Source organism: Pseudomonas sp. URMO17WK12:I9 (genome assembly GCF_900230165.1).
Taxonomy (GTDB): Bacteria; Pseudomonadota; Gammaproteobacteria; order Pseudomonadales; family Pseudomonadaceae; genus Aquipseudomonas; species Aquipseudomonas fulva.
The window spans coordinates 169,615-191,745 of record NZ_OCMQ01000008.1; the positions used below are offsets into that span (position 1 = coordinate 169,615).

Annotated in this window: 23 protein-coding genes; 1 reads left to right on the top strand and 22 read right to left on the bottom strand. The window is 61.9% G+C overall.

Annotation, left to right across the window (positions count from 1 at the left end; translation table 11 throughout):
• Positions 1-11 precede the first annotated feature (11 nt).
• Positions 12-2,561, top strand: coding sequence for a sulfite reductase flavoprotein subunit alpha (locus tag CRP40_RS16670; protein ID WP_027913699.1), 2,550 nt, complete (start codon positions 12-14; stop codon positions 2,559-2,561).
• Positions 2,562-2,611: 50 nt separating this feature from the next.
• Here the strand turns inward: CRP40_RS16670 and CRP40_RS16675 are convergent, their stop codons facing one another.
• The 22 genes from CRP40_RS16675 to trmJ all read right to left on the bottom strand — a co-directional run bounded on the left by CRP40_RS16675 (position 2,612) and on the right by trmJ (position 22,046).
• Entirely contained in the window at positions 2,612-3,403 is a 792-nt protein-coding gene (locus CRP40_RS16675; RefSeq protein ID WP_027913698.1) for an amidohydrolase, read from the bottom strand.
• Positions 3,391-4,539 (bottom strand): pyridoxal phosphate-dependent aminotransferase, encoded by a 1,149-nt coding sequence (locus CRP40_RS16680; protein WP_027913697.1) that lies wholly within the window; start codon positions 4,537-4,539, stop codon positions 3,391-3,393. The genes CRP40_RS16675 and CRP40_RS16680 overlap by 13 nt, the downstream gene beginning before the upstream one ends.
• A 132-nt stretch (positions 4,540-4,671) precedes the next feature.
• Entirely contained in the window at positions 4,672-5,226 is a 555-nt protein-coding gene (locus CRP40_RS16685; protein WP_027913696.1) for a hypothetical protein, read from the bottom strand.
• Positions 5,227-5,492: 266 nt separating this feature from the next.
• Positions 5,493-6,956, bottom strand: a complete 1,464-nt coding sequence (gene der, locus CRP40_RS16690) for a ribosome biogenesis GTPase Der (RefSeq protein WP_023533412.1) — start codon at positions 6,954-6,956, stop codon at positions 5,493-5,495.
• Between the two features lie 115 nt (positions 6,957-7,071).
• Positions 7,072-8,214, bottom strand: coding sequence for an outer membrane protein assembly factor BamB (gene bamB, locus CRP40_RS16695; RefSeq protein ID WP_027913695.1), 1,143 nt, complete (start codon positions 8,212-8,214; stop codon positions 7,072-7,074).
• On the bottom strand, positions 8,215-8,856 hold the full coding sequence (locus CRP40_RS16700; RefSeq protein ID WP_027913694.1) for a tetratricopeptide repeat protein: 642 nt from the start codon (positions 8,854-8,856) through the stop codon (positions 8,215-8,217).
• Positions 8,857-8,895: 39 nt separating this feature from the next.
• A complete protein-coding gene (hisS, locus tag CRP40_RS16705) occupies positions 8,896-10,185 on the bottom strand; it encodes a histidine--tRNA ligase (RefSeq protein WP_027913693.1) in 1,290 nt (429 codons plus the stop codon).
• 25 nt (positions 10,186-10,210) lie between these two features.
• Positions 10,211-11,320: a flavodoxin-dependent (E)-4-hydroxy-3-methylbut-2-enyl-diphosphate synthase gene (ispG, locus tag CRP40_RS16710; protein WP_023533296.1), complete on the bottom strand. Its 1,110-nt coding sequence runs from the start codon at positions 11,318-11,320 to the stop codon at positions 10,211-10,213.
• Positions 11,321-11,323: 3 nt separating this feature from the next.
• Entirely contained in the window at positions 11,324-12,328 is a 1,005-nt protein-coding gene (locus tag CRP40_RS16715; RefSeq protein WP_027913692.1) for a RodZ family helix-turn-helix domain-containing protein, read from the bottom strand.
• Positions 12,325-13,086 carry a type IV pilus biogenesis/stability protein PilW gene (gene pilW / locus CRP40_RS16720; protein ID WP_027913691.1) on the bottom strand — a complete coding sequence of 254 codons (762 nt, stop codon included), beginning with the start codon at positions 13,084-13,086 and terminating at the stop codon, positions 12,325-12,327. The genes CRP40_RS16715 and pilW overlap by 4 nt, the downstream gene beginning before the upstream one ends.
• Before the next feature lie 13 nt (positions 13,087-13,099).
• On the bottom strand, positions 13,100-14,245 hold the full coding sequence (rlmN, locus tag CRP40_RS16725) for a 23S rRNA (adenine(2503)-C(2))-methyltransferase RlmN (RefSeq protein WP_027913690.1): 1,146 nt from the start codon (positions 14,243-14,245) through the stop codon (positions 13,100-13,102).
• 28 nt (positions 14,246-14,273) lie between these two features.
• A complete protein-coding gene (gene ndk / locus CRP40_RS16730) occupies positions 14,274-14,699 on the bottom strand; it encodes a nucleoside-diphosphate kinase (RefSeq protein ID WP_023533373.1) in 426 nt (141 codons plus the stop codon).
• Between the two features lie 88 nt (positions 14,700-14,787).
• Positions 14,788-14,988: a Fe-S cluster assembly protein IscX gene (iscX, locus tag CRP40_RS16735; protein ID WP_023533289.1), complete on the bottom strand. Its 201-nt coding sequence runs from the start codon at positions 14,986-14,988 to the stop codon at positions 14,788-14,790.
• A 10-nt stretch (positions 14,989-14,998) separates the two neighbouring features.
• Positions 14,999-15,340, bottom strand: coding sequence for an ISC system 2Fe-2S type ferredoxin (fdx, locus tag CRP40_RS16740; RefSeq protein ID WP_027913689.1), 342 nt, complete (start codon positions 15,338-15,340; stop codon positions 14,999-15,001).
• A gap of 3 nt (positions 15,341-15,343) precedes the next feature.
• Positions 15,344-17,209, bottom strand: coding sequence for a Fe-S protein assembly chaperone HscA (hscA, locus tag CRP40_RS16745; protein WP_027913688.1), 1,866 nt, complete (start codon positions 17,207-17,209; stop codon positions 15,344-15,346).
• Between the two features lie 42 nt (positions 17,210-17,251).
• Positions 17,252-17,773, bottom strand: a complete 522-nt coding sequence (hscB, locus tag CRP40_RS16750) for a co-chaperone HscB (RefSeq protein ID WP_027913687.1) — start codon at positions 17,771-17,773, stop codon at positions 17,252-17,254.
• Positions 17,774-17,781: 8 nt separating this feature from the next.
• Positions 17,782-18,105 carry an iron-sulfur cluster assembly protein IscA gene (gene iscA, locus CRP40_RS16755; protein ID WP_023533425.1) on the bottom strand — a complete coding sequence of 108 codons (324 nt, stop codon included), beginning with the start codon at positions 18,103-18,105 and terminating at the stop codon, positions 17,782-17,784.
• 29 nt (positions 18,106-18,134) lie between these two features.
• On the bottom strand, positions 18,135-18,521 hold the full coding sequence (gene iscU / locus CRP40_RS16760; protein ID WP_003248539.1) for a Fe-S cluster assembly scaffold IscU: 387 nt from the start codon (positions 18,519-18,521) through the stop codon (positions 18,135-18,137).
• 46 nt (positions 18,522-18,567) lie between these two features.
• Positions 18,568-19,782: an IscS subfamily cysteine desulfurase gene (locus tag CRP40_RS16765; protein ID WP_027913686.1), complete on the bottom strand. Its 1,215-nt coding sequence runs from the start codon at positions 19,780-19,782 to the stop codon at positions 18,568-18,570.
• Positions 19,783-19,827: 45 nt separating this feature from the next.
• The gene (gene iscR, locus CRP40_RS16770; RefSeq protein WP_023533322.1) at positions 19,828-20,319 is read right to left on the bottom strand and encodes a Fe-S cluster assembly transcriptional regulator IscR; all 492 of its coding nucleotides are present in this window, start codon (positions 20,317-20,319) and stop codon (positions 19,828-19,830) included.
• 182 nt (positions 20,320-20,501) lie between these two features.
• On the bottom strand, positions 20,502-21,287 hold the full coding sequence (cysE, locus tag CRP40_RS16775; RefSeq protein WP_027913685.1) for a serine O-acetyltransferase: 786 nt from the start codon (positions 21,285-21,287) through the stop codon (positions 20,502-20,504).
• Positions 21,288-21,290: 3 nt separating this feature from the next.
• Positions 21,291-22,046 (bottom strand): tRNA (cytosine(32)/uridine(32)-2'-O)-methyltransferase TrmJ, encoded by a 756-nt coding sequence (gene trmJ / locus CRP40_RS16780; protein ID WP_027913684.1) that lies wholly within the window; start codon positions 22,044-22,046, stop codon positions 21,291-21,293.
• Between the last annotated feature and the right edge of the window lie 85 nt (positions 22,047-22,131).

Sequence of the window (22,131 nt, forward strand, 5' to 3'; positions counted from 1 at the left end):
GGTGATCGAAGGTGTTGAAGAAGACGCTGTTCCAGCTGCATTGGTTATTCGGCATCACGGCCGGGCTGGTTCTTGCAGTGATGGGTATCACCGGGGCGCTCTATTCGTTTCAGGACGAACTGCTGGGCGCGTTCAATGCCGATGTGCTGCGCGTGGAGGTACGCCCTGAGGGCGTGCTGCCGCCTGCTGAACTGGTGCGGCGGGTCGAGGCCCAGCAACACGACAAGGTCGCCATGCTGTGGGTCGACGTCCGTGAAGGCGAAGCTGCCAGGATCTTCTTCACACCAGCACCGGGCGAGCGGCGCGGCCCGGTGCGCTACGCAGATCCGTATACGGGCCAGTTGCTGGGCGAGGTGTCGGGGCAAGGCTTCTTCACCCTCATGCTCACGCTTCACCGCTTTCTGGCCATGGGCGACACGGGCAGGCAGATCACCGGTGCCTCGACGCTGCTGTTGGTGTTCTTCTGCCTGTCGGGCCTGTACCTGCGTTGGCCGCGCAATGCCACGAACTGGCGAACCTGGCTGACGCTGGATTGGGCCAAGAAAGGCCGCGCGTTCAACTGGGACCTGCACGCCGTGGCAGGCACTTGGTGCCTGCTCTTCTACCTGCTATTTGCCCTGACGGGCCTGTTCTGGTCCTACGAATGGTACCGCGAAGGCCTGAACCGGCTACTGGCCGATCCGCCGGTCGCTGGGCAGCCACAGGCGCAAAAAGCCCGGCGCCACGGGGCTGCGCCCATCGACCCAAACGCACCGGCGCTGAACGTCGACTACGACGCCCTCTGGGCCAGCCTGCGCAACGCCGCGGGTCCAGGCCTTGCCAGCTACAACCTGCGCCTGCCCCCAGTTGGCGGTCAACCTGCCAACGTGTTCTACCTGCTCGATGACGCCGACCACCCCAGGGCATTCGACACCTTGGTCCTGGACCCTGCCAATGGCAAGGTTAGCCGTCACGAACGCTACAGTGACAAGTCACTCAAGGCCCAATTGCTCCAGAGCGTGTACGCGCTGCATGTCGGCGAATACTTTGGCCTGGTTGGACGCATCGTTCTGACCTTGGCCAGCCTGGCCATGCCAATCTTCTTCGTCACGGGCTGGCTGCTCTACCTGGATCGACGACGCAAGAAACGTCAGGTTCGGGCTGCCCGCCGCCACGTGACCTGCGATGAGGTCAACAGCGAGAGCTGGTTGATCGGCTACGCCAGCCAGAGTGGTACGGCCGAGCAACTGGCCTGGCACAGCGCCGGGCAACTGCAAGCGGCGGGTTTGCCGGTGCAGGTCAGGGCATTGGGTACGTTGTGTGAAGACGATCTGCGTCAGGCGCGCCGTGCGCTGTTCGTCGTCAGCACCTTCGGGGATGCAGACGCCCCTGACAGCGCGCGAGGCTTTGAGCGCAACGTGCTGGGTCAGCCTTTGTCCTTGCAGACGCTCAGCTATGCCCTGCTGGCGCTGGGTGATCGTCAATACCCACAGTTCTGCGGATTCGCCCGCAGGCTTCAGGCGTGGTTGACCGACCGGGGTGCTCGCTGTGCGTTCAGCCCCATAGAGGTGGACAACGTCGATCAGGCAGCCCTTCAGCAGTGGCATCAGGCGCTGGCGCTTCTGACCGGCACCGCGCCGGTATCCGCTTGGCAAGCTCCCCGTTTTGCCAACTGGTCGCTGATACGCCGTGAACTGCTCAACCCTGGCAGCCAGGGCCATCCGGTCTACCTGCTCGGTCTGCAAGCACAGGCGCCTGCCGTGTGGGAAGCTGGCGACCTGGTGGAGATTCTGCCGCTCAACGGTCGGCCGAGGGTCGATGCCTTCATCAAAAGCCTGGGGCTGGAGGCGGACACGCAGGTGCAGGTCGAAGGGGTGGTAGAAACGCTTGCCCAAGCACTTGCCGGCCGTCAGTTACCTGCCGTCGGTGAGCATCTGGTCGGGCTGCATGCCCAGGCGGTGATGGACGCACTGGTGCCCCTCGGCAGCCGCGACTATTCCATCGCGTCAATTGCCAGTGATGGCGTGCTGGAGCTGATCGTGCGCCAGGAGCGCCATCAAAGCGGCGAGCTGGGCGTAGGCTCTGGTTGGCTGACGAAGTACCTGCCGCTCGACGGCACGCTGAGCCTGAGGCTAAGGCGCAACAGCGGCTTCCATGCGCCCCAGGGTAACGTGCCGATCATTCTGATCGGCAACGGCACGGGCCTGGCCGGCCTGCGCAGTCTGCTACGGGCTCGCGTCGCCGCGGGCGAGCGGCGTAACTGGTTGCTGTACGGCGAACGCAACCGTGCTCATGATTTTCTGTGTGGCCAAGAGCTGCAAGGGTTGCTCGCCGCTGGCGATCTGGCACGGCTGGACCTGGCGTTCTCTCGCGACCAGGCTGAAAAAATCTACGTGCAGGATGTGTTGTTGCAGCAGGCGGTATTGTTCAAACGCTGGATGGATGAAGGTGCCTGCGTATACGTCTGCGGCAGCCTGCAGGGCATGGCCGCGGGTGTCGATGCGGCACTCGCAGGCCTGCTTGGGGACGCTGCGGTGCAACGGCTGATCGAAGAGGGGCGCTACCGGCGGGATGTGTACTGACCGGCAGCCAGGCGGCTTTCTGGCATTGATCTTCCGGAACCTCGCCGCAATCAGTGCAGCTCGAAGGTATCGGCGTCCAAGTTGGCCGGGAACTTGGCTCTATAGGCAGCGAGATCCGAGGCACTCAATACCACAGTGAACACGCCATCTGCCTCTCCAGCGCTGAGCAAGCTCTCGCCCTGAAAATCCAGTACCTGGCTATCACCGCTGTACGCGAAACTCTTGCCGTCAGTGCCCACCCGGTTCACAGCCGCGACATAGCACAGGTTTTCGATCCCTCGCGCCGGAAGCAGACGGTTCCAGTGCAGGCGACGTGCTGCCGGCCAGTTGGCCGTGTACAACAGCAGGTCGGTGTCCGTGGCATCCCGGCTCCAGACTGGGAAGCGCAGGTCGTAGCAGATGAGCGGGCGAATACGCCATCCCTTGAGCTCGAACTGCACCTGACGCTCGCCCGGCGTGTAGTGCTCGTGCTCACCAGCCATGCGGAACAGATGACGCTTGTCGTAGTGCAGGATCTCGCCATCTGGCCTTGCCCAGAGCAGGCGGTTACGGTGACTGCCATCGGCCGCCTGAATGATCACGCTGCCCGTGACCACGGCATTGCACTTTTTCGCCTGAGCCTTGAGCCATTTGTACGTCGGGCCATTCTCCGGCTCGGCGAGGCTCTTGGACTGCATGGAAAACCCGGTGGTAAACATTTCCGGCAAGATCACCAGGTCCACCTCGCCCACCTGCTCGAGCAGCACATCGAAATGGGCGAAGTTGGCTTCCCGGTCATGCCAGGCAAGTGTGGTCTGCACCAGGGCCAGCCTGAGGTCAGGCAGCGTACTCAGATCGCGCATAGTTTCTCCGCCGCCTGACGCAGCGTCTCCTCTCGTTTGGCAAAGCACAGGCGCAGCAGTCGCTGACCGGGAACAGGTTGCTGGTAGAACACCGAGATCGGGATGGTGGCCACGCCATGCTCGCGGGTCAACCACGTCGCCATCTGCACGTCATCGAGGTCCGGTCGGATGTTCGAATAGTCAACCAACTGAAAGTAAGTGCCGGCTGTGGGGGTGAAGCTGAATCGCGAATCCTGCAACAAGCCGCAACACAGGTCGCGCTTGGCTTGATAGAAAGCCGGTAACGCATCGACATGTTCCGGATGCTCGGCCATGAAGTCAGCCAGGGCGTACTGCAACGGGGTCACGCCACAAAAGTTGACGTATTGATGCACCTTGCGCAGCTCGCCGGTGAGGGCCGGCGGTGCGATGACATAGCCCGTCTTCCAACCGGTGACGTGGTACGTCTTGCCAAAGGAGCTGACCACGAACGCACGTCTGTAGAGCTGCTCGTGAGCCAGTACGCACGCATGCTTCACGTCGTCGTAGACCAGGTGTTCGTAGACTTCATCGCTGAGTACGTAGATGTCTCGATCGGCGATCAGCTGGGCCAGCTGATCCAGATCCTTGCTGGAAAGCAAGGCACCGCTGGGGTTATGGGGCGAGTTGAGCACGACCAGACGTGTGCGTGGCGTAAGGGCGTCCGCGAGCTGCTGCCAATCGATGGAAAAATCGCCAGGGTCCAGTTGCAGATGCACGCACCGGCCACCGGCCAGCGCCACCGAGGGCGCGTAGCTGTCGTAGCAGGGGTCGAAGATGATGACCTCGTCCCCTGGCTGCACGACAGCCTGGATAGCGCAGAAGATCGCCTCCGTCGCGCCGGGCGTAATCGTCACTTCATGGTCGGGGTCCACCGTGACACCGTAGAGCCGCTTGACCTTGATGGTCACCTGCTGGCGTAAGGCTGCAAGGCCCGACATGGGCGCGTATTGATTGTGGCCTGCCATGACATGCCGGCCCACCGACTCGAGCAGGGCTTGGGGCCCGTTGAAATCCGGGAAGCCCTGCGAAAGGTTCAGCGCACCGGTCTGGGCGGCGAGCTCTGACATGGTGGTGAAGATGGTCGTGCCGACGTTCGGCAATTTGCTGGGGATCATGGCGCCCTTGCTCCTGGTGCAGCCGGCACGGAAAGAAAGCACGAGCATAGCGGATCGTTTCGTCGGGAAGAAGCCAGTCAAGGCGTGAGTCGCACGTCACAGGCTTTCTCGACGATTACTGTCGGGGCTAGGTCAACCTTCTGCTGGAGCGACGAACTCCAGTATGAAGGTCGCTGCGGGCGCCACGTCTTTGGTATGGTAGCGCAACCTGTCGCTTGGCTGGCTCTCCCAAACGGGTACCTTCTTCGTAGCATTGGGCGTGAGGCCGAACCAAGTCCAGCCTACGGGGACTTCTTTGTAGCCCACGAGCACACGATCGTGGGCTGAGACGTAGCGGGCATCGAGGGTTTGCAATTGAACCTGGTTAACATTGGGCTCGCCGTCAACGTTTCCAGCCAGGTGACTGATTTGCAGAGCAGGACCGGGTGTGCCCAGCTCTTCGCCCGACGCATGAAGCACGCGCCCACCACGTCCAGTGACCTGCTTGCCTGCTGACGTTCGAAACTCAAAAGCCACACCCCCCTCGAGCGATGGGTGGGCGAGCATTCCGATGTCGAAGCACTCGGGCGTATCCAGCGATCCTGCTACCTGCAGTTCATTCAAATGATTGACGATGATTGCATAACGCTCGCCGTCCTCAAGCAGATAGAGCTTGCCTTTGGTTTTTTTTAAGTAAATATCGTTCATGACGTTCCCTCCATTGATCTAACACATCATTCACACGTACGTGAATAGCCAACGCCCCCGCGCGGGGAGCACGGACTGAGAGTCTTGTGCACCACACGCACACAAACTACCGGTGCAATGTGGAGAGCGGCATAGATCAATGTTTCCTCCCGAGCTTGGCTGCATGGCCGCACTCGCGAGGAAACAGGAACACAGGTGCGGCGCTAGAAATGCGCAGCACGGCGGGCGAGGACCTGTACAGACACTGTAACGGGTTCGGCAGGCGCCTATCGCTTATCGCGGCGTTTCTTCTCGGCTTTCTTGTGGTGCGACATCAAGCGACGTTTCTTGTTGACCTGGCGGTCTGTGAGGGTGTTCTTCTTGCCCTCGTAGGGGTTTTCACCGCCTTTGTACTCGATGCGAATCGGCGTGCCGACCAGCTTGAGCACGCGACGGTAAGTGTTTTCCAGGTAACGCGAGTACGACTTGGGAATGCTGTCGGTTTGGTTGCCGTGGATCACGATCAGCGGCGGGTTGGCCCCGCCCAGGTGCGCATAACGCAGCTTGATGCGACGGCCATTGACCAGCGGCGGCTGGTGCTCGCTGACGGCGTCTTCGAGGATCTGCGTCAGGCGGCTGGTTGGCCAGCGGGTCACAGCTGAGGTGAACGCGGCCTGCACCGATTTGTACAGGTTGCCCACGCCCGTGCCGTGCAGGGCGGAAATGAAGTGGATATCGGCGAAATCGACGAAGAACAGCCGGCGCTCCAGCTCGGTCTTCACATAGGCACGCTCACCCGGCTCCATGCCATCCCACTTGTTCAGGGCGATGACGATGGCGCGGCCAGCTTCCAGAGCAAAGCCCAGCAAGTTCAGGTCGTGATCGACCACCCCTTCGCGAGCATCCATGACGAAGATCACCACGTTGGCGTCCTTGATCGCCTGCAGCGTCTTCACGACCGAGAACTTTTCGACTTCCTCGTGGATCTTGCCGCGCTTGCGCACACCGGCGGTGTCGATGAAGGTGTACTTGTCACCATCACGCTCAAAGGGAATGTAGATACTGTCGCGCGTCGTACCCGGCTCGTCGTAGACCACCACACGCTCTTCACCGAGCATGCGGTTGACCAGGGTCGACTTGCCGACGTTGGGGCGACCAATGATGGCAATCTTGATGCCATCCTTTTCGCTTGGGCCAGGGATGCGAACGGCCTCTTCGCCTTCGGCGACATCCTGGTCCAGGGCTTCTTCTTCGGCATCGCGCGGCAAGTGACCGAGTACGGCCTCCATCAACGCGTTGATGCCTCGACCCTGGGAGCCTGCCACCGGAATGGCATTGCCCATGCCCATTGGCGAGAACTCAGCGCGAGCGACGTCAGCGTCGATGTTGTCGATCTTGTTGGCGACCAGAATCGCCGCCTTGTTGCGCTTGCGCAGGTGCTCGGCAATCATCTGGTCTGCCGCTGTCATGCCCGCTCGGGCATCGACCAGGAACAGCACATAGTCGGCTTCTTCGATGGCCATGAGCGACTGCTCGGCCATTTTTTCGTCCATGCCCACTTCATCACCGGTGATGCCACCGGTGTCGATGAGGATGAAGGAGCGACCCTGCCAGCTGGCATCACCATACTGGCGATCACGGGTCAGGCCCGACAGGTCACCCACGATGGCATCGCGAGTCTTGGTCAGGCGGTTGAACATGGTGGATTTGCCGACGTTCGGACGGCCCACCAGGGCGATTACGGGAACCATTCGGCTCTCCACTCTTGAATTCTTGAAAATACAAAGGCCGCTGCAAGGCAGCGGCCGGAGTTCGGGCGGCGTATCCTACGCCGCAGCCTGAAGCCGCACGGCTTCAAGCATAGCTTCAGCGGATGGTCAGTGCCTCGAGCTTGCCGCTGTTGCCGAAGACATAGATGGTGTCACCCACCACCAATGGCCGTGCACGCAGGCCACTGCTGTCGACACGCTCACGGCCAACGAAGCGACCGTCGACTTGGCTGAGCAGGTGCAGGTAGCCTTCGAAGTCGCCTACTGCCACGTAGCTGCTGTACACCTCGGGGGCGGTCAGCTGGCGGCGGGCCATGGCATCGTTGGACCACAGGGCGCTGGAGGAACGCTCATCGACGCTTTCCACGGTACCCGAGGCTTCGCTCACGTAAACGTTGCCAAAGCCCTGGGCGACCCCGACGTAGCTGGAAGCATCACGCTGCCAGAGCACGCGGCCACTTTCCAGATCCAGGCCCGCAACGCGCCCCTGGTAGGTGCTGACGTACAGGGTACCACCCGAGAGCAGCAAGCCGCCGTCGATGTCGACGACACGCTCAAGCTCGGAACGGCCCTGGGGGATCGCCACACGGCTTTCCCATACAGGTACGCCATTGCTGATGTCGACTGCCACGACCTTACCGGTGGACAGGCCAGCAACCGCCAGGCGGTTGGTCACGATCGGCGCGCCGGTGCCGCGCAGGGTCAGTACCGCCGGGGTGCTTTCATAAATCCAGCGACGATCACCGGTAGCAGCATCCAGGCCGATCAGGCGATCATCCTGGGTCTGCACCACTACCACATCACCGTTGTTGGCCGGGGGCGCCAGCACTTCGCTGGTCACCCGGGCGCGCCAGCGCTCCTCGCCGGTGCTCGAATCCAGGGCAATCACTTCACCCTTGAGGGTGCCGAGCATCACCAGACCGTAGCCTACGCCGACCGCGCCAGAAACCGGCAGGTCAAGGTCCTTGTTCCACACCACGTTGCCCGTGATGCGGTCCAGGGCATAGACATCGCCGGTGACGTCGGAGGCATAGATCCGGTCGTTCTCGATGGCCGGCACGAGGGTGTTGTAGGTTTCACCCTGACCGTCACCGATGGAGCGGCTCCACTGCTTCTTGAGCACCACTTCCTCGGTGAACTTGGTCAGTTCGGCAGGAGGCAATTCCTTCTTGCTGTTGCTGCTGCACCCTGCGGCCAATACCGCCAAGGTCAGCACTGCTGCTTGTTTCCAACCGATCACTTACGCGTCCCCTCTGGCCAGATCATCGAGCTTCAACTGCAAGCCACCCACTGCCGCCTCGTCGGACAACGCAGCCTTGGCCTTTTCGTAAGCACCGTGCGCGTCATCAGCGCGGCCCAGCTGTACCAGCAGGTCCCCTTTCAACTCCTCGCGACTGGCGAGGAAGGCTTTCTCGGCATCCCCGTCAAGCAACTTGAGGGCATCCTCGGCCTTGTTCTGGGCGGCCAGCACACGGGCCAGACGCTGGCGTGCGATCTCGCCAAGGGTGGCGTCTGCCGGCTTGTCCAGCACAGCCTTGAGTTCGCCAGCGGCATCGTCGAGCTTGCCGCTCTCGACCGCTACCTTGGCCACGAACAGGCTGCCGTACTGGGCATAGGCAGTGCCGCCGAACTCGCTCTTGAGCTTGCCGGCCAGTTCCGCAACCCGGGTGGCGTCCGGCTGACCCGTAGGCGTGAGGCTGGTTTCCAGTAGCGCCTGATACAACTGCGAGGCACCTTGCGACTGGTTGTTCTGGTACTTGTGCCAGGTGTTCCAGCCCAGCACTACCACGCCGGCGAGCAACGCACCGGTCAGCAGCGGCTTGCCGTTACGGTTCCACCAGTCCTTGACCCCTGCCAGGTCATCATCATCGGTACTCGACACCCCAATACTCCTTTTCGCCTATTCGCTCGTTGAACCGCGTTACGCCTGCGCGATCGCGGTTTCCAGGTGCCCTGCAAGGGCATCCCAGGCAATGTTCTGTTGTTCGCCCTGACCACGCAGGGGTTTGAAGCCGACTTCCTGTTTGGCCAACTCATCATCGCCAAGAATCAAGGCGAACAGCGCGCCGCTCTTGTCGGCTTTCTTGAACTGGCTTTTGAAACTGCCCCCGCCCGCATTCACGGCCAGACGCAGGCCCGGCAGGCGGTCACGCACCGCTTCGGACAGCCGCAGGCCCGCCAACTCGGCCTGCTCACCAAAAGCGCAGAGGTAGACATCGACCTGACGGCTGATGGAGTCCGGTACCTTGCCAAGGGTTTCAAGCAGCAGAATCAGGCGCTCGATACCCATGGCAAAGCCAACGCCAGGTGTAGGCTTGCCGCCCATTTGCTCCACCAGCCCATCGTAGCGGCCGCCGGCACACACCGTACCCTGGGCACCAAGCTTGTCGGTGACCCACTCGAAGACGGTCTTGCTGTAGTAGTCCAGCCCCCGCACCAGCTTGGTGTTGAGCACGAATGGAATGCCGGCAGCGTCCAGGCGGGCCTTCAGGCCTGCGAAGTGCGCACGGGATTCTTCGTCCAGGTAATCTTCGAGCTTCGGCGCATCGACCAGCACCGCCTGGGTGTTGGTGTCCTTGCTGTCGAGGATGCGCAGCGGATTGCTCTTGAGGCGGCGCTGGCTGTCCTCGTCCAGTTGCTCCAGGCGCGCGGACAGGAACTCCACCAACGCGTCGCGGTAGCGGGCGCGCGCTTGGCTGGTGCCAAGGCTGTTGAGTTCGAGCTTGACCGCATCCTGAATGCCCAGCAAGCCCCACAGGCGCCAGGTCAGCATGATCAACTCGGCATCGATGTCCGGGCCATCGAGGTTGAACACCTCCACACCGATCTGGTGGAACTGCCGGTAGCGGCCCTTCTGGGGACGCTCGTGGCGGAACATCTGCCCGATGTACCACAGCTTCTGCACCTGGCCATTGCCGGTGATGCCATGCTCCAGCACCGCGCGAACACAGGCCGCAGTCCCTTCCGGACGCAGTGTGAGCGAGTCACCGTTGCGGTCTTCGAAGGTGTACATTTCCTTTTCGACGATATCGGTCACTTCACCGATCGAGCGCTTGAACAGCTCGGTGAACTCCACGATGGGCGTGCGGATCTGGCTGTACCCGTAGGTGTCCAGCAGGCCGGCAGCGGTACCCTCGAAATAGCGCCACAATGGCGACTGCTCGGGCAGGATGTCGTTCATGCCACGGATGGCTTGCAGCGATTTGCTCACGAATGATCCTTACGAATTCTGTGTATCAGCCACGGGCGATCAGCGCCGCGTCGGCTTCGACCTTCTCGGCCGCTTTCTGACGGATGAGCCTTTCGAGATCATCGACCAGGTTGTCGTTGGTCAGTTTCTGCGCCGGTTTACCGTCGATGTAGACCAGGTTGGGCGTACCACCGGTCAGGCCGACATGCGCTTCCTTGGCCTCCCCCGGGCCATTGACCACACAGCCGATGACGGCCACGTCCAGCGGCACCAGCAGGTCCTCGAGGCGCCCTTCGAGCTCGTTCATGGTTTTTACCACATCGAAATTCTGCCGCGAGCAGCTCGGGCAGGCGATGAAGTTGATACCTCGGGAACGCAAGTGCAGGGACTTGAGGATGTCATAGCCTACCTTGACCTCCTCCACCGGGTCTGCCGCCAGCGAAATGCGGATGGTATCGCCAATGCCTTCGGCCAGCAGCATACCTAGGCCAACGGCAGATTTCACCGTGCCCGAGCGCAGGCCACCGGCTTCGGTGATTCCCAGGTGCAGGGGTTGCACGATCTGCCGTGCCAGCAGGCGATAGGCCTCGACGGCCATGAACACGTCCGACGCCTTGACGCTGACCTTGAAATCCTGGAAGTCGAGACGATCGAGGTGTTCCACATGGCGCAGCGCCGATTCGACCAGCGCTGCGGGCGTAGGCTCGCCGTACTTTTTCTGCAGGTCCTTTTCCAGTGAGCCTGCGTTGACGCCGATACGGATTGGAATACCACGGTCGCGAGCGGCGTCAACGACAGCCCTGACCCGGTCTTCACGGCCGATATTGCCAGGGTTGATGCGCAGGCAGTCCACACCCAACTCGGCCACGCGCAGGGCAATCTTGTAGTCGAAGTGAATGTCGGCGACCAGCGGCACGCTGACCTGCTGCTTGATGCGGCCGAAGGCTTCGGCGGCGTCCATGTCAGGTACCGACACGCGAACGATGTCCACACCGGCATCGACCAGACGCTGGATCTGCCCCACCGTGGCGGCGACATCATTGGTATCGGTGTTGGTCATGCTCTGCACTGCAATGGGCGCATCACCGCCCACCGGCACATTGCCGACCCATATCTTGCGGGATTCGCGACGTTTGATCGGGGATTGGCCGTGCATGAATTACTGTCCCAACTTCAGGCGAGCGGTTTCGCCACTGGTGAACGGGGCAACGTCGACGGCCTGGCCGTTGTAGCTGACCTTGGCGCCACGGGCAAAGCCCAGACGTACCGCAAACGGAGGCTTGCCAGTCAGCTCGAGGTTGTCCCCCTTGCGCTTGATGCCGCTGAACAGCACCTTGCCGTTGCCATCGGAAACCTGGGTCCAGCAATCGGCGACGAACTCAATCGCGACCTTGCCGCTGCCTGCTGGCACGGCGGCGGGCTCGGCGGCGGCTGCACTGGTTGCAGGGGCGGCTGCCGCCGGCGCGCTGGCAAGAGGGGTAGCGTTGGCCGGCGCCGGCTGCGGCGTCGCAGTGCCCGTTACCGGAGCAGAGCCGGCTGCAGGCGTGTCGGTCGCCGCTGCCTGCCCGGTACTTGCAGCCTGCTGCTCGTCGGTACCCTGGGCCAACGGCAGGGGGGCGCTCTCAGGTTGCTGGGCGGCAGAGACGGCCTGGTCTTCGGGTTCGTCAAGCGGGTGAATCTGGGTGGTGCCGTCGGCGCTTTCGACCTCGACGTGCTCAAGGGCGATGCTGGAGAGGTCTTTGCCGCGCAGACTGCCCTGGTCCTGCCACCAGACGAAACCGCCACCCACGACCGCCAGCAGCAGCAACAGGCTGACCCCGCGCAGAATATTGTGGGACAACCGGGAAGGCTCTTCGATACGCCCCAGCGAATGTACGTCGCTGCCCTTGGCGTGGGTGCCGGTGTAGCGATCGAAGGCTTCGACCAGGGCAGCCTGGTCCAGCTCCATCAACTTGGCGTAGGCGCGGATGTAGCCACGGGCGAAGGTATGCCCGGGCAGCTTGTCGAAGGCGCCGGTTTCCACATGGTTGAGCGAGCTGACAGTAAGATTGAGCTTGCGGGCCACCTCGGCTTGGGACCAGTCCCGTTTCTCACGGGCCAGGCGCAACAGCTCACCAGGGTTCTGGCCAGGCGCTACAGCTACTTCGGGATGCGCGGCGTTCATCGTTGCTCCGACAGGTATTGCTGATATTCCGGCGTACCGGGATAAAGTCGTTGTAATTGCTGCCCCAACTCGGCCACCGTCCCTTGCTCGTCGAACACCTTGGCAAGGCGGCTACCCAGCAGCAGGCTCCGGGCATCGTGGCCACTCAACCGGCTGAAACGATCGTAGTAATCCCGGGCCGGCACATAATGCCTGTTTTCGTAGGACAACTCAGCCATTTCCAGCAACGCTTGTGGCTGTCGCTGGTTAAGCTGCAATGCTTTTTGCAAATGGGCGTGCGCCTGATCGCGCTGGCCGAGCCTCAAGGCTGTCAGGCCAAGGTTTTCATAAACCCGTGATCGCTCAGGATACAGGGTATCGGCGCTGGCAAGGCGAAACATCTGCTGCGCTTCGGCAAACCGCCCTTGAGCATAAAGGAAACTGCCGTAATTGTTGCGAATTCGCGTGGTGCTGGCACCCGCCCCAAGCGCTTGCTTGAAATGGCGCTCGGCCAATACAGGCTCGCCTTCGGCCTGGTAGACCAATGCCAAGGCGGCATGGGCGTCGGCATCGTCGCCATCCAGCGCCAGCGCCTTTGACAAGGGCGTCTTGGCCTGGCCCAGCATCCCCTGTTGCAGGTAGCCGAGCCCCAGCTGCACATACGCCCGCCCGGCCTCGACCCTGCGCTGCTCAGCCACCTGCGCATCGCTGCCTGCGCCTGACATGCAGCCGGCGAGCAGCGAAAGCGCAATGATCGGCAGCGCAGCGCGCACGTTCATAGGCCAGTTCCGGTCAGTGGGCGGCCGGGCTGTCCGGGCGCTCGGCGTCTGCCGACAGCTGCCGGACGGCGATGTAACGTTCGCTGCGCCGGGTGCGGTCATTGACCTGCCCCACCAGCTGGCCGCAAGCCGCATCGATGTCATCACCACGGGTGGTGCGCGTCGTCACGTTGTAGCCACCGTGGTGCAGCAGGTCTTGGAAACGACGAATGGCGTTGTTGCTGGGGCGCTCGTAGCCGGAGTGCGGGAACGGATTGAATGGAATCAGGTTGATCTTGCACGGCACGTCGCGCAGCAGCTCGATCATCTGCGCCGCATGCTCGGGCTGGTCGTTGACGTCCTTGAGCAGGGTGTACTCGATGGTGAGCACCCGCTTGCCGCCCAGGGTCGCCATGTAGCCCATGCATGCGTCGAGCAGCATCTTGAGCGGGTACTTCTTGTTGATCGGTACCAGTTTGTTGCGCAACTCGTCATTGGGTGCATGCAATGACAAAGCCAGCGACACATCGATGTGCTTGGCCAACTCGTCGATCATCGGCACGACGCCCGAGGTGGACAGGGTGACGCGACGCTTGGAGATGCCATAGCCCAGATCTTCCATCATGATCTTCATGGCGGCGATGACATTGTCGAAATTGAGCAGGGGTTCGCCCATGCCCATCATGACCACGTTGGTGATGGCGCGGTCGATTTTGGCAGGCACGGTCCCGAAGGATTTGTTCGCAAGCCACACCTGGCCGATCACTTCGGCGGCGGTGAGGTTGCTGTTGAAGCCTTGTTTGCCGGTGGAGCAGAAGCTGCAGTCCAGGGCACAACCGGCTTGCGACGACACGCACAGGGTGCCGCGATCGTCGGTGGGAATATAGACGGTTTCGACGCAGCTGCCGGAGGCAACGCGGATCACCCACTTGCGGGTGCCGTCTGCGGAAATGTCTTCGCTGACCACTTCCGGTGGACGAATTTCGGCAACGGCCTCGAGCTTTTCACGCAAGACCTTGCCGACGTTCGTCATGGCGGCGAAATCATCGACGCCAAAGTGGTGAATCCATTTCATCACCTGACCGGCGCGGAAGCGCTTCTCTCCGATGGAATCGAAGAATTGTTCCATTTCCTGCAGGGTCAGACCCAGCAGGTTGATTTTGTCAGTCGATGTCGTCATGGATTCACCCTCACCCGTAAGCTTTCGCTTAGCGAGTGGTTACCTCGGTAGCAGCGAAGAAGTAAGCGATTTCGCGAGCAGCAGCAGCTTCGGAGTCCGAACCGTGAACGGCGTTGGCGTCGATGGACTCGGCGAAGTCGGCGCGGATGGTGCCGGCAGCGGCTTCTTTAGGGTTGGTAGCGCCCATCAGCTCACGGTTCTTGGCAATGGCGTTCTCGCCTTCCAGGACCTGAACGACAACCGGACCGGAAGTCATGAAGGCAACCAGGTCACCGAAGAAGCCGCGCTCGCTGTGCTCGGCGTAGAAGCCTTCGGCCTCGGCCTTGGACAGTTGCTTGATTTTCGAGGCAACGATTTTCAGGCCGGCTTCTTCGAAGCGAGTGGTGATCTTGCCGATGACGTTCTTGGCAACAGCGTCAGGCTTGATGATGGAGAAAGTACGTTGAACAGCCATGGAAAACTCCAGAATATGAGTGTTACGAAAAATTAAACCCGCGAATTATACGCGGGTTCCAGGGGATTGCCTAACCTGCGGTGCGTGTTCAGTCGGCTTCGTCGATCCAGGCCGCCTGGATGGCCTCGAGCACCTTCTCGCCGGCGCGCGAAGGATCGTCACTGAAGCCAGGCAATGCCACCACCCAGCGGTGCAGATCGACGAAATTCACATACCGAGGATCGACGTCCGGCTTGCTTTCTGCAAGCTCGATGGCGATATCAAGTACATCAATCCATTTCAGACTCATGTCCAGGACCTCAGTGCGGCGCTTCGGCAGCGTGGTTGAGCGAATACTTGGGGATCTCGATGGTGAGGTCCTGATCGGCCACCACCACCTGGCAACCCAGACGCGACTGCGCTTCCAGGCCCCACGCCTTGTCCAGCATGTCTTCTTCGAGCTCGTCGGCTTCCTCAAGGGAATCGAAGCCCTTGCGCACGATGCAGTGGCATGTGGTGCAGGCCTTCACACCGCCGCAGGCGCTCTCCATCTCGATGTGATGATCGTGGGCCAGCTCCAGGATATTGGTGCCGGCAGGCACCTCCACGGTCAGCCCCTCCGGGCAGAACTTCTCATGCGGCAGGAATGTCACCAGCGGCATCGATTACTCCTCGATCTCATTCAGGTTGCGCCCGGCCAGTGCGGCTTTGACCGTCGAATCAAGGCGTCGGGCGGCAAATGCGTCGGTCACGTGCGACAGACGCTTGGTCTGTTGCTCGATGGCAGCGCCATCGGTGCCCGCCAGCAAATCACGTAGTTCTTGCATCTGGAATTCAATGGCCTGGCGCTCTTCTTCACTGAGCAAGCGCTGACCGTCGGCGTCCAGGGCGCCCTGTACCGCTTCGAGCAGCCGTTCGGCGTCCACTTGGTGCTCACGCAACTGACGGGCCTGCTTGTCGGTACCAGCATGCTCGAAGGAGTCCTTGAGCATGCGCGCGATTTCGCCATCGGTCAGGCCGTAGGACGGCTTGACCTGAATGCTGGCTTCCACGCCTGATGCGAGTTCCCGGGCGGCGACGCTGAGCAGCCCGTCGGCATCGACCTGGAAGGTGACGCGAATTTTCGCTGCCCCTGCCACCATGGCCGGAATGCCGCGCAGTTCGAAGCGCGCCAGTGACCGGCAGTCGCTGATCAGTTCGCGCTCGCCCTGCAGCACATGGATCATCATGGCCGACTGGCCGTCTTTATAAGTCGTGAACTCCTGGGCGCGCGCCACCGGGATGGTGGTATTGCGCGGGATCACTTTCTCCATGAGCCCGCCCATGGTCTCCAGGCCCAGTGACAGCGGGATCACATCAAGCAGCAACAGCTCGCCGCCTTCGCGACGGTTGCCGGCCAGGGTATCGGCCTGAATGGCGGCGCCGATGGCCACGACCTGATCGGGGTCGATGGAAGTCAGCGGGCTACGACCGAACAGGGTACCGACGGCATCGCGAACACGGGGCACGCGCGTGGAACCGCCGACCATGACCACGGCGCTGACTTCATCGAGCTCGACGCCACTGTCACGTACGGCACGGCGGCAGGCCTTGAGGCTGCGGGCCACCAGCGGCTCGATCATCGCATCGAAACCGGCACGGGTGAGCTCACCCTGCCAGGCACCATGCGTGACGCCCACCACCTCGGCATCGGTCAACGCTTCCTTGGCGGCGCAAGCCGTCTGTAACAGCGCGCGCTGGGTAGCCGGGTCGAGGTCGGAGGACAAGCCAGCCTGCTCGATGATCCAGCCTGCAATGGCGTGATCGAAGTCATCGCCACCCAGGGCGGTATCGCCGCCGGTGGCCAGCACTTCGAACACGCCCGCTGTCAGGCGCAGGATGGAAATGTCGAAGGTACCGCCACCCAGGTCGTAGATGGCGACTACGCCCTCGGCGTTCTGGTCAAGGCCATAGGCCACGGCGGCGGCCGTAGGCTCGTTGAGCAGACGCAGGACGTTCAGGCCAGCCAGGCGTGCAGCATCTTTTGTGGCCTGGCGCTGGGCGTCATCGAAATAGGCCGGAACGGTGATCACCGCACCGACCAGTTCACCGCCCAATGTCGCCTCGGCGCGCTCACGCAGCACCTTGAGGATGTCCGCCGAGACCTGCACCGGGCTCTTGGGCCCTTGCACCGTATCGATGAAAGGCATGTGCGATTCGCCACCGACGAAGCGGTAGGGCAATTGCTGGCCCAACTGCTTGACGTCGGCCAGGCCGCGACCCATCAGGCGCTTGACCGACAGCACGGTGTTCAGCGGATCGCTGGAGGCAGCGTCACGCGCTGCCTGCCCGACTTCGCTGCCGCCAGCTTCGAGGTAACGCACCGCCGAAGGCAGAATCACATTACCTTGCGCATCGGGCAGGGGCTCGCTCACGCCGCTGCGCAATGCAGCGACCAGGGAATTGGTGGTGCCCAGGTCGATCCCTACCGCCAGGCGGCGCTCATGGGGCTGGGGCGTTTGACCGGGTTCGGCAATCTGCAATAGGGCCATGCTTATCTGAATACCTTAGGTGCCATCACGGGTAGCACCGGGTTAATCGTCGAGGCGCTCTTCCAGTTGGCGCACTTCTTGGGCGAGCTTGTCGAGGAATTGCATTCGGCGCATCAGGCGTTCGGCCTGCTCACGCGCATCGGCAACATCCCAGCAGGCGGCGAAATCCTCGTTGAGCGTGTCTTGAGCAGCCTTCAGGCGCTTCTTGAACACGGCCACGCCATCGAGGTCGGCTTCGTCCTGGAGGTCTTCGAGCTCCTCACGCCACTGCATCTGCTGCAGGAGGAAATCCGGGTCATGGACCGTGACCTCCTGCGGCACTTCGTGGCCACCGATCGCCAACAGGTAGCGCGCACGGCGTGGTGCACTGCGCAGCGTCTGGTAGGCGTCGTTGAGGGCAGCGGATTTCTCCAGCGCAGAGCGTTGCTCGCGCTCGGAGGCATCGGCAAAACGATCAGGATGGACTTCGCGGGCCAGCTCGCGATAGCGAGTGGCCAGCATCTCAAGGTCCAGTCGAAAACTCGGCTGCAGGTCGAACAGTGCAAAATGACAAGGAGTACCCACGGTCGGCCTCAGACGTTGAAGCTTTCGCCGCAGCCACACTCACCGCGCACGTTGGGGTTGTTGAACTTGAACCCTTCGTTCAACCCTTCCTTGACGAAGTCCAGCTCGGTGCCGTCAAGATAAACCAGGCTCTTGGGATCGATGATCACCTTGACGCCATGGTTCTCGAACACCTGGTCCTCGCCCGCCAGCTCGTCGACGAACTCCAGCACGTAGGCCAGGCCCGAGCAACCGGTGGTGCGTACGCCAAGGCGAATGCCTTCACCCTTGCCCCGCCCTTCCAGGGAACGCCGCACATGATTGGCGGCGGCTTCTGTCATGCTGATAGCCATGAGAACTCCTTACCTTGCAACAGGCGACGTTAGATCAAGCCTTTCTTCTGCTTGTAATCGCGAACAGCGGCCTTGATGGCATCTTCGGCGAGTACCGAGCAGTGGATCTTGACCGGCGGCAATGCCAGTTCTTCGGCCAGCTGGGTGTTCTTGATGGTCTCGGCTTCGTCCAGGGTCTTGCCCTTCATCCACTCGGTGGCCAGGGAGCTGGACGCGATGGCCGAACCGCAGCCGTAGGTCTTGAACTTGGCGTCTTCGATCACGCCCTGCTCGTTGACCTTGATCTGCAGGCGCATCACGTCGCCACAGGCCGGTGCGCCGACCATGCCGGTACCGACATCCGGGTCCTCGGCATTCATCTTGCCGACGTTGCGCGGGTTTTCGTAGTGGTCGATGACCTTTTCACTGTATGCCATGGTGCAATTCCTTCCTCATCAGGGAGCCGCTCTTGCCGGCGACTGCTTAGTGGGCGGCCCACTCGATCTTGGAGATGTCGACGCCGTCTTTGTACATGTCCCAAAGTGGGGACAGTTCACGCAGCTTGTTCACGGCCTCGCAGACTTTCTGCGCGGCGTAATCAACCTCTTCCTCGGTGGTGAAGCGGCCGAAGGAGAAGCGGATGGAGCTGTGCGCCAGCTCGTCGTTACGGCCCAGTGCACGCAGCACGTAGGACGGCTCGAGCGAGGCGGAGGTGCAAGCCGAACCGGACGAGACGGCGATGTCCTTGAGCGACATCAGCAGCGATTCGCCCTCGACGTAGTTGAAGCTCAGGTTCAGGTTGTGCGGCACGCGAGCAGTCAGGCTACCGTTGACGTACAGTTCTTCGAGGCTGGATACCTGCTTGAAGAAGCGGTCGCTCAAGGCTTTGATGCGTGCGTTTTCAGCCGCCATGTCCTGCTTGGCAATGGCGAATGCTTCGCCCATGCCGACAATCTGGTGCGTCGGCAGCGTACCCGAACGCATGCCGCGTTCGTGACCACCGCCGTGCATGGCTGCCTCGAGGCGTACCCGCGGCTTGCGGCTGACATACAGCGCGCCGATCCCTTTGGGGCCATAGACCTTGTGCGCGGAGAACGACATCAGATCGACCTTGAGCTGCTGCAGGTCGATTTCGACCTTGCCGGCAGACTGGGCGGCATCGACGTGGAACAGCACGCCGCGCGAACGGGTCAGTTCACCGATGGCGGCAATGTCGTTGATCGAGCCGACTTCGTTGTTCACGTGCATCAGCGAGACCAGGATGGTGTCGTCACGCAGGACCGCCTCGACCATGGCCGGGGTGACGATGCCGTCTTCGCCCGGTTCCAGGTAGGTGACTTCGAACCCCTCACGCTCCAGCTGGCGAGCGGTATCGAGGACCGCCTTGTGCTCGATCTTGGAGGTGATGATGTGCTTGCCCTTGGTCTGATAGAAGTGCGCAACACCCTTCAGGGCCAGGTTGTCGGACTCGGTGGCACCGCTGGTCCAGACGATTTCGCGCGGGTCGGCATTGATCAGCTCGGCGACCTGACGGCGACCGTTCTCGACCGCTTCTTCGGCTTTCCAGCCAAAGACGTGGGAGCGCGAAGCCGGGTTACCGAAGTTACCGTCAGCCGTCAGGCATTCGGCCATCTTCTGGGCTACGCGTGGGTCGACCGGGGTGGTCGCGGAGTAATCGAGGTAGATCGGCAACTTCATTTTTCTCTCCTATCAGGCGGTGGCGTCGCTCGTCGTCCCGAAGGATCAATCGACGGCGGACGTCTCAATCTTGTCCAGCGGGGCAGACAGACCAGCGACGCGGCGCAGGTCCTGACGCTGAGCGACTTCCTGCACCTCACGGCGCATGACGAGGTCGGCCAGACTGATGCCACTGAGGAACTCGTGAATCTGCTGACTGAGGTCGCACCACAAGTGGTGGGTCAGGCAGGTATCACCGGCATGGCAGTCCCCAAGCCCCTGGCAACGGGTGGCATCGACCGATTCGTTGACCGCATCGATGACCTGGGCGACCTGGATGGTCTCCATGCCGCGCGACAGCTGATAACCGCCACCGGGGCCGCGAACGCTGGAAACCAGGCTGCTGCGGCGCAGCTTGGCGAACAGCTGTTCCAGATAAGAAAGGGATATGCCCTGGCGCTCGGAGATGTCGGCCAAAGACACCGGCCCATGCTGCGCGTGCAACGCCAGGTCGAGCATGGCAGTCACGGCGTATCGGCCTTTGGTAGTCAGTCGCATGGCTATTGGGTACCACGGGAGTTACGGGATGTGTGCAAGTATGCGATTCCCGAGCATTTAAGTCAACTATTAGACCTAGTGCCTTAGTCGGGTTTGCATGAGGGGAGGCGGCCGCGATTGTAGCAGACACGGGGGCGATAGCACATGCCCCCATGCCAGAACCCGCGCCTGATACGGCGGGATCAACGCGGCTGGATGTCGCGCTTGGCCAACTGCGCCTGTTCGGTGAAGTCATCTTCAGGCAGCGCTGGCAGCTCCTTGGCGCAATAGTCACTGCCCATCCGCGTCAGCGCACCGCACATGCCTTCCAGGCGCTCATCAACGGCCTGCAGATGGTCAAGCATCTGGCCAATGGCACGGGCGACCGGGTCGGGCATGTCGCCACTGACCCCATAGGCATCGAAACCGATCTTCTCGGCCATGGCCTTGCGCCGCGCCTCGACATCGCCCTGCTCGTCCTTGACGATGATGCGCCCGGGGATGCCAACAGCCGTGGCGCCGGCTGGCACCGCCTTGGTCACCACCGCATTGGAACCGATCTTGGCCCCGGCCCCTACGGTAAACGGCCCCAGCACCTTCGCACCCGCACCGACCACTACGCCGTCCTCCAGCGTTGGGTGACGCTTGCCTTTATTCCAGCTGGTACCGCCCAGGGTTACGCCTTGGTAGAGCGTCACGTCGTCACCAATCTCGGCGGTTTCGCCAATGACGATGCCCATGCCATGGTCGATGAAGAACCGCCGCCCTATCGTGGCGCCCGGGTGAATCTCGATACCGGTCAGCCAGCGACCGAAGTTGGACACCAGCCGCGCCAGCCACTTGAAGTCCCGCCGCCACAGGGCATTACCCAACCGGTGCAGCCATATGGCATGCATCCCGGGGTAGCAGGTCAGCACTTCGAACGCGTTGCGCGCCGCTGGATCACGGTGGAACACACTTTGAATATCTTCACGCAGACGTTCCAGCATCTGTCAGTCCTTCCGTTTATGCGGCTCACCCCGGACCACCTTCTGGGTCTCGGTAAGAATGCCGCGCAAAATGCTCATTTCCGTACGCTCCACTGCCACCCGACCGTAAAGCCTGCGAAGACGCGGCATCAGGTGCTTGGGCTTTTCGGGATCAAGGAAACCAATGTCGACCAGGGTTTTTTCCAGATGGTCGTAGAACAGCTCCATCTCGTCCATCGTGGCCAAGGCGTCGGCGTCAGCCTTCTCAACCTGGGCAGGCGAGCGGTCGTTCGCCAGGCTGGCCATGCGCACTTCATAGGCCAGTACCTGAACAGCCGCGGCCAGGTTCAGCGAACTGAAGTCGGGATTGGAGGGGATGTGCACGTGGAAGTGACATCGCTGCAACTCTTCATTGGTCAGCCCGGCATGCTCGCGCCCGAACACCAAGGCGATCTGCTCGCCCCCGTCGGCATGCTGCACGGCCTTGTCGCCGCATTCACGTGGGCCGATAAGAGGCCATGGAATGCTGCGCTCACGGGCACTGGTGCCCATCACCAGATTGCAGCCGACCAATGCCTGCTCCAAGCTGTCGACGACGATGGCGTTACCCAGCACATCGTCCGCGCCCGAGGCGCGCGCGCTGGCCTCGTCGGCAGGAAACTGCTTTGGCTGCACCAGCACCAGACGCGACAGGCCCATGTTCTTCATGGCGCGCGCAGCGCCGCCGATGTTGCCGGGGTGGCTGGTGTTGACCAGAACGACACGAATATTCTGCAGCAAGGTCTCGTGCTCACAGTGGCGGAAATCAGGGCCTGGAATCTTACAGAACCGACAGGCGTAACGCCACGCACGCGAATGCGCCCTT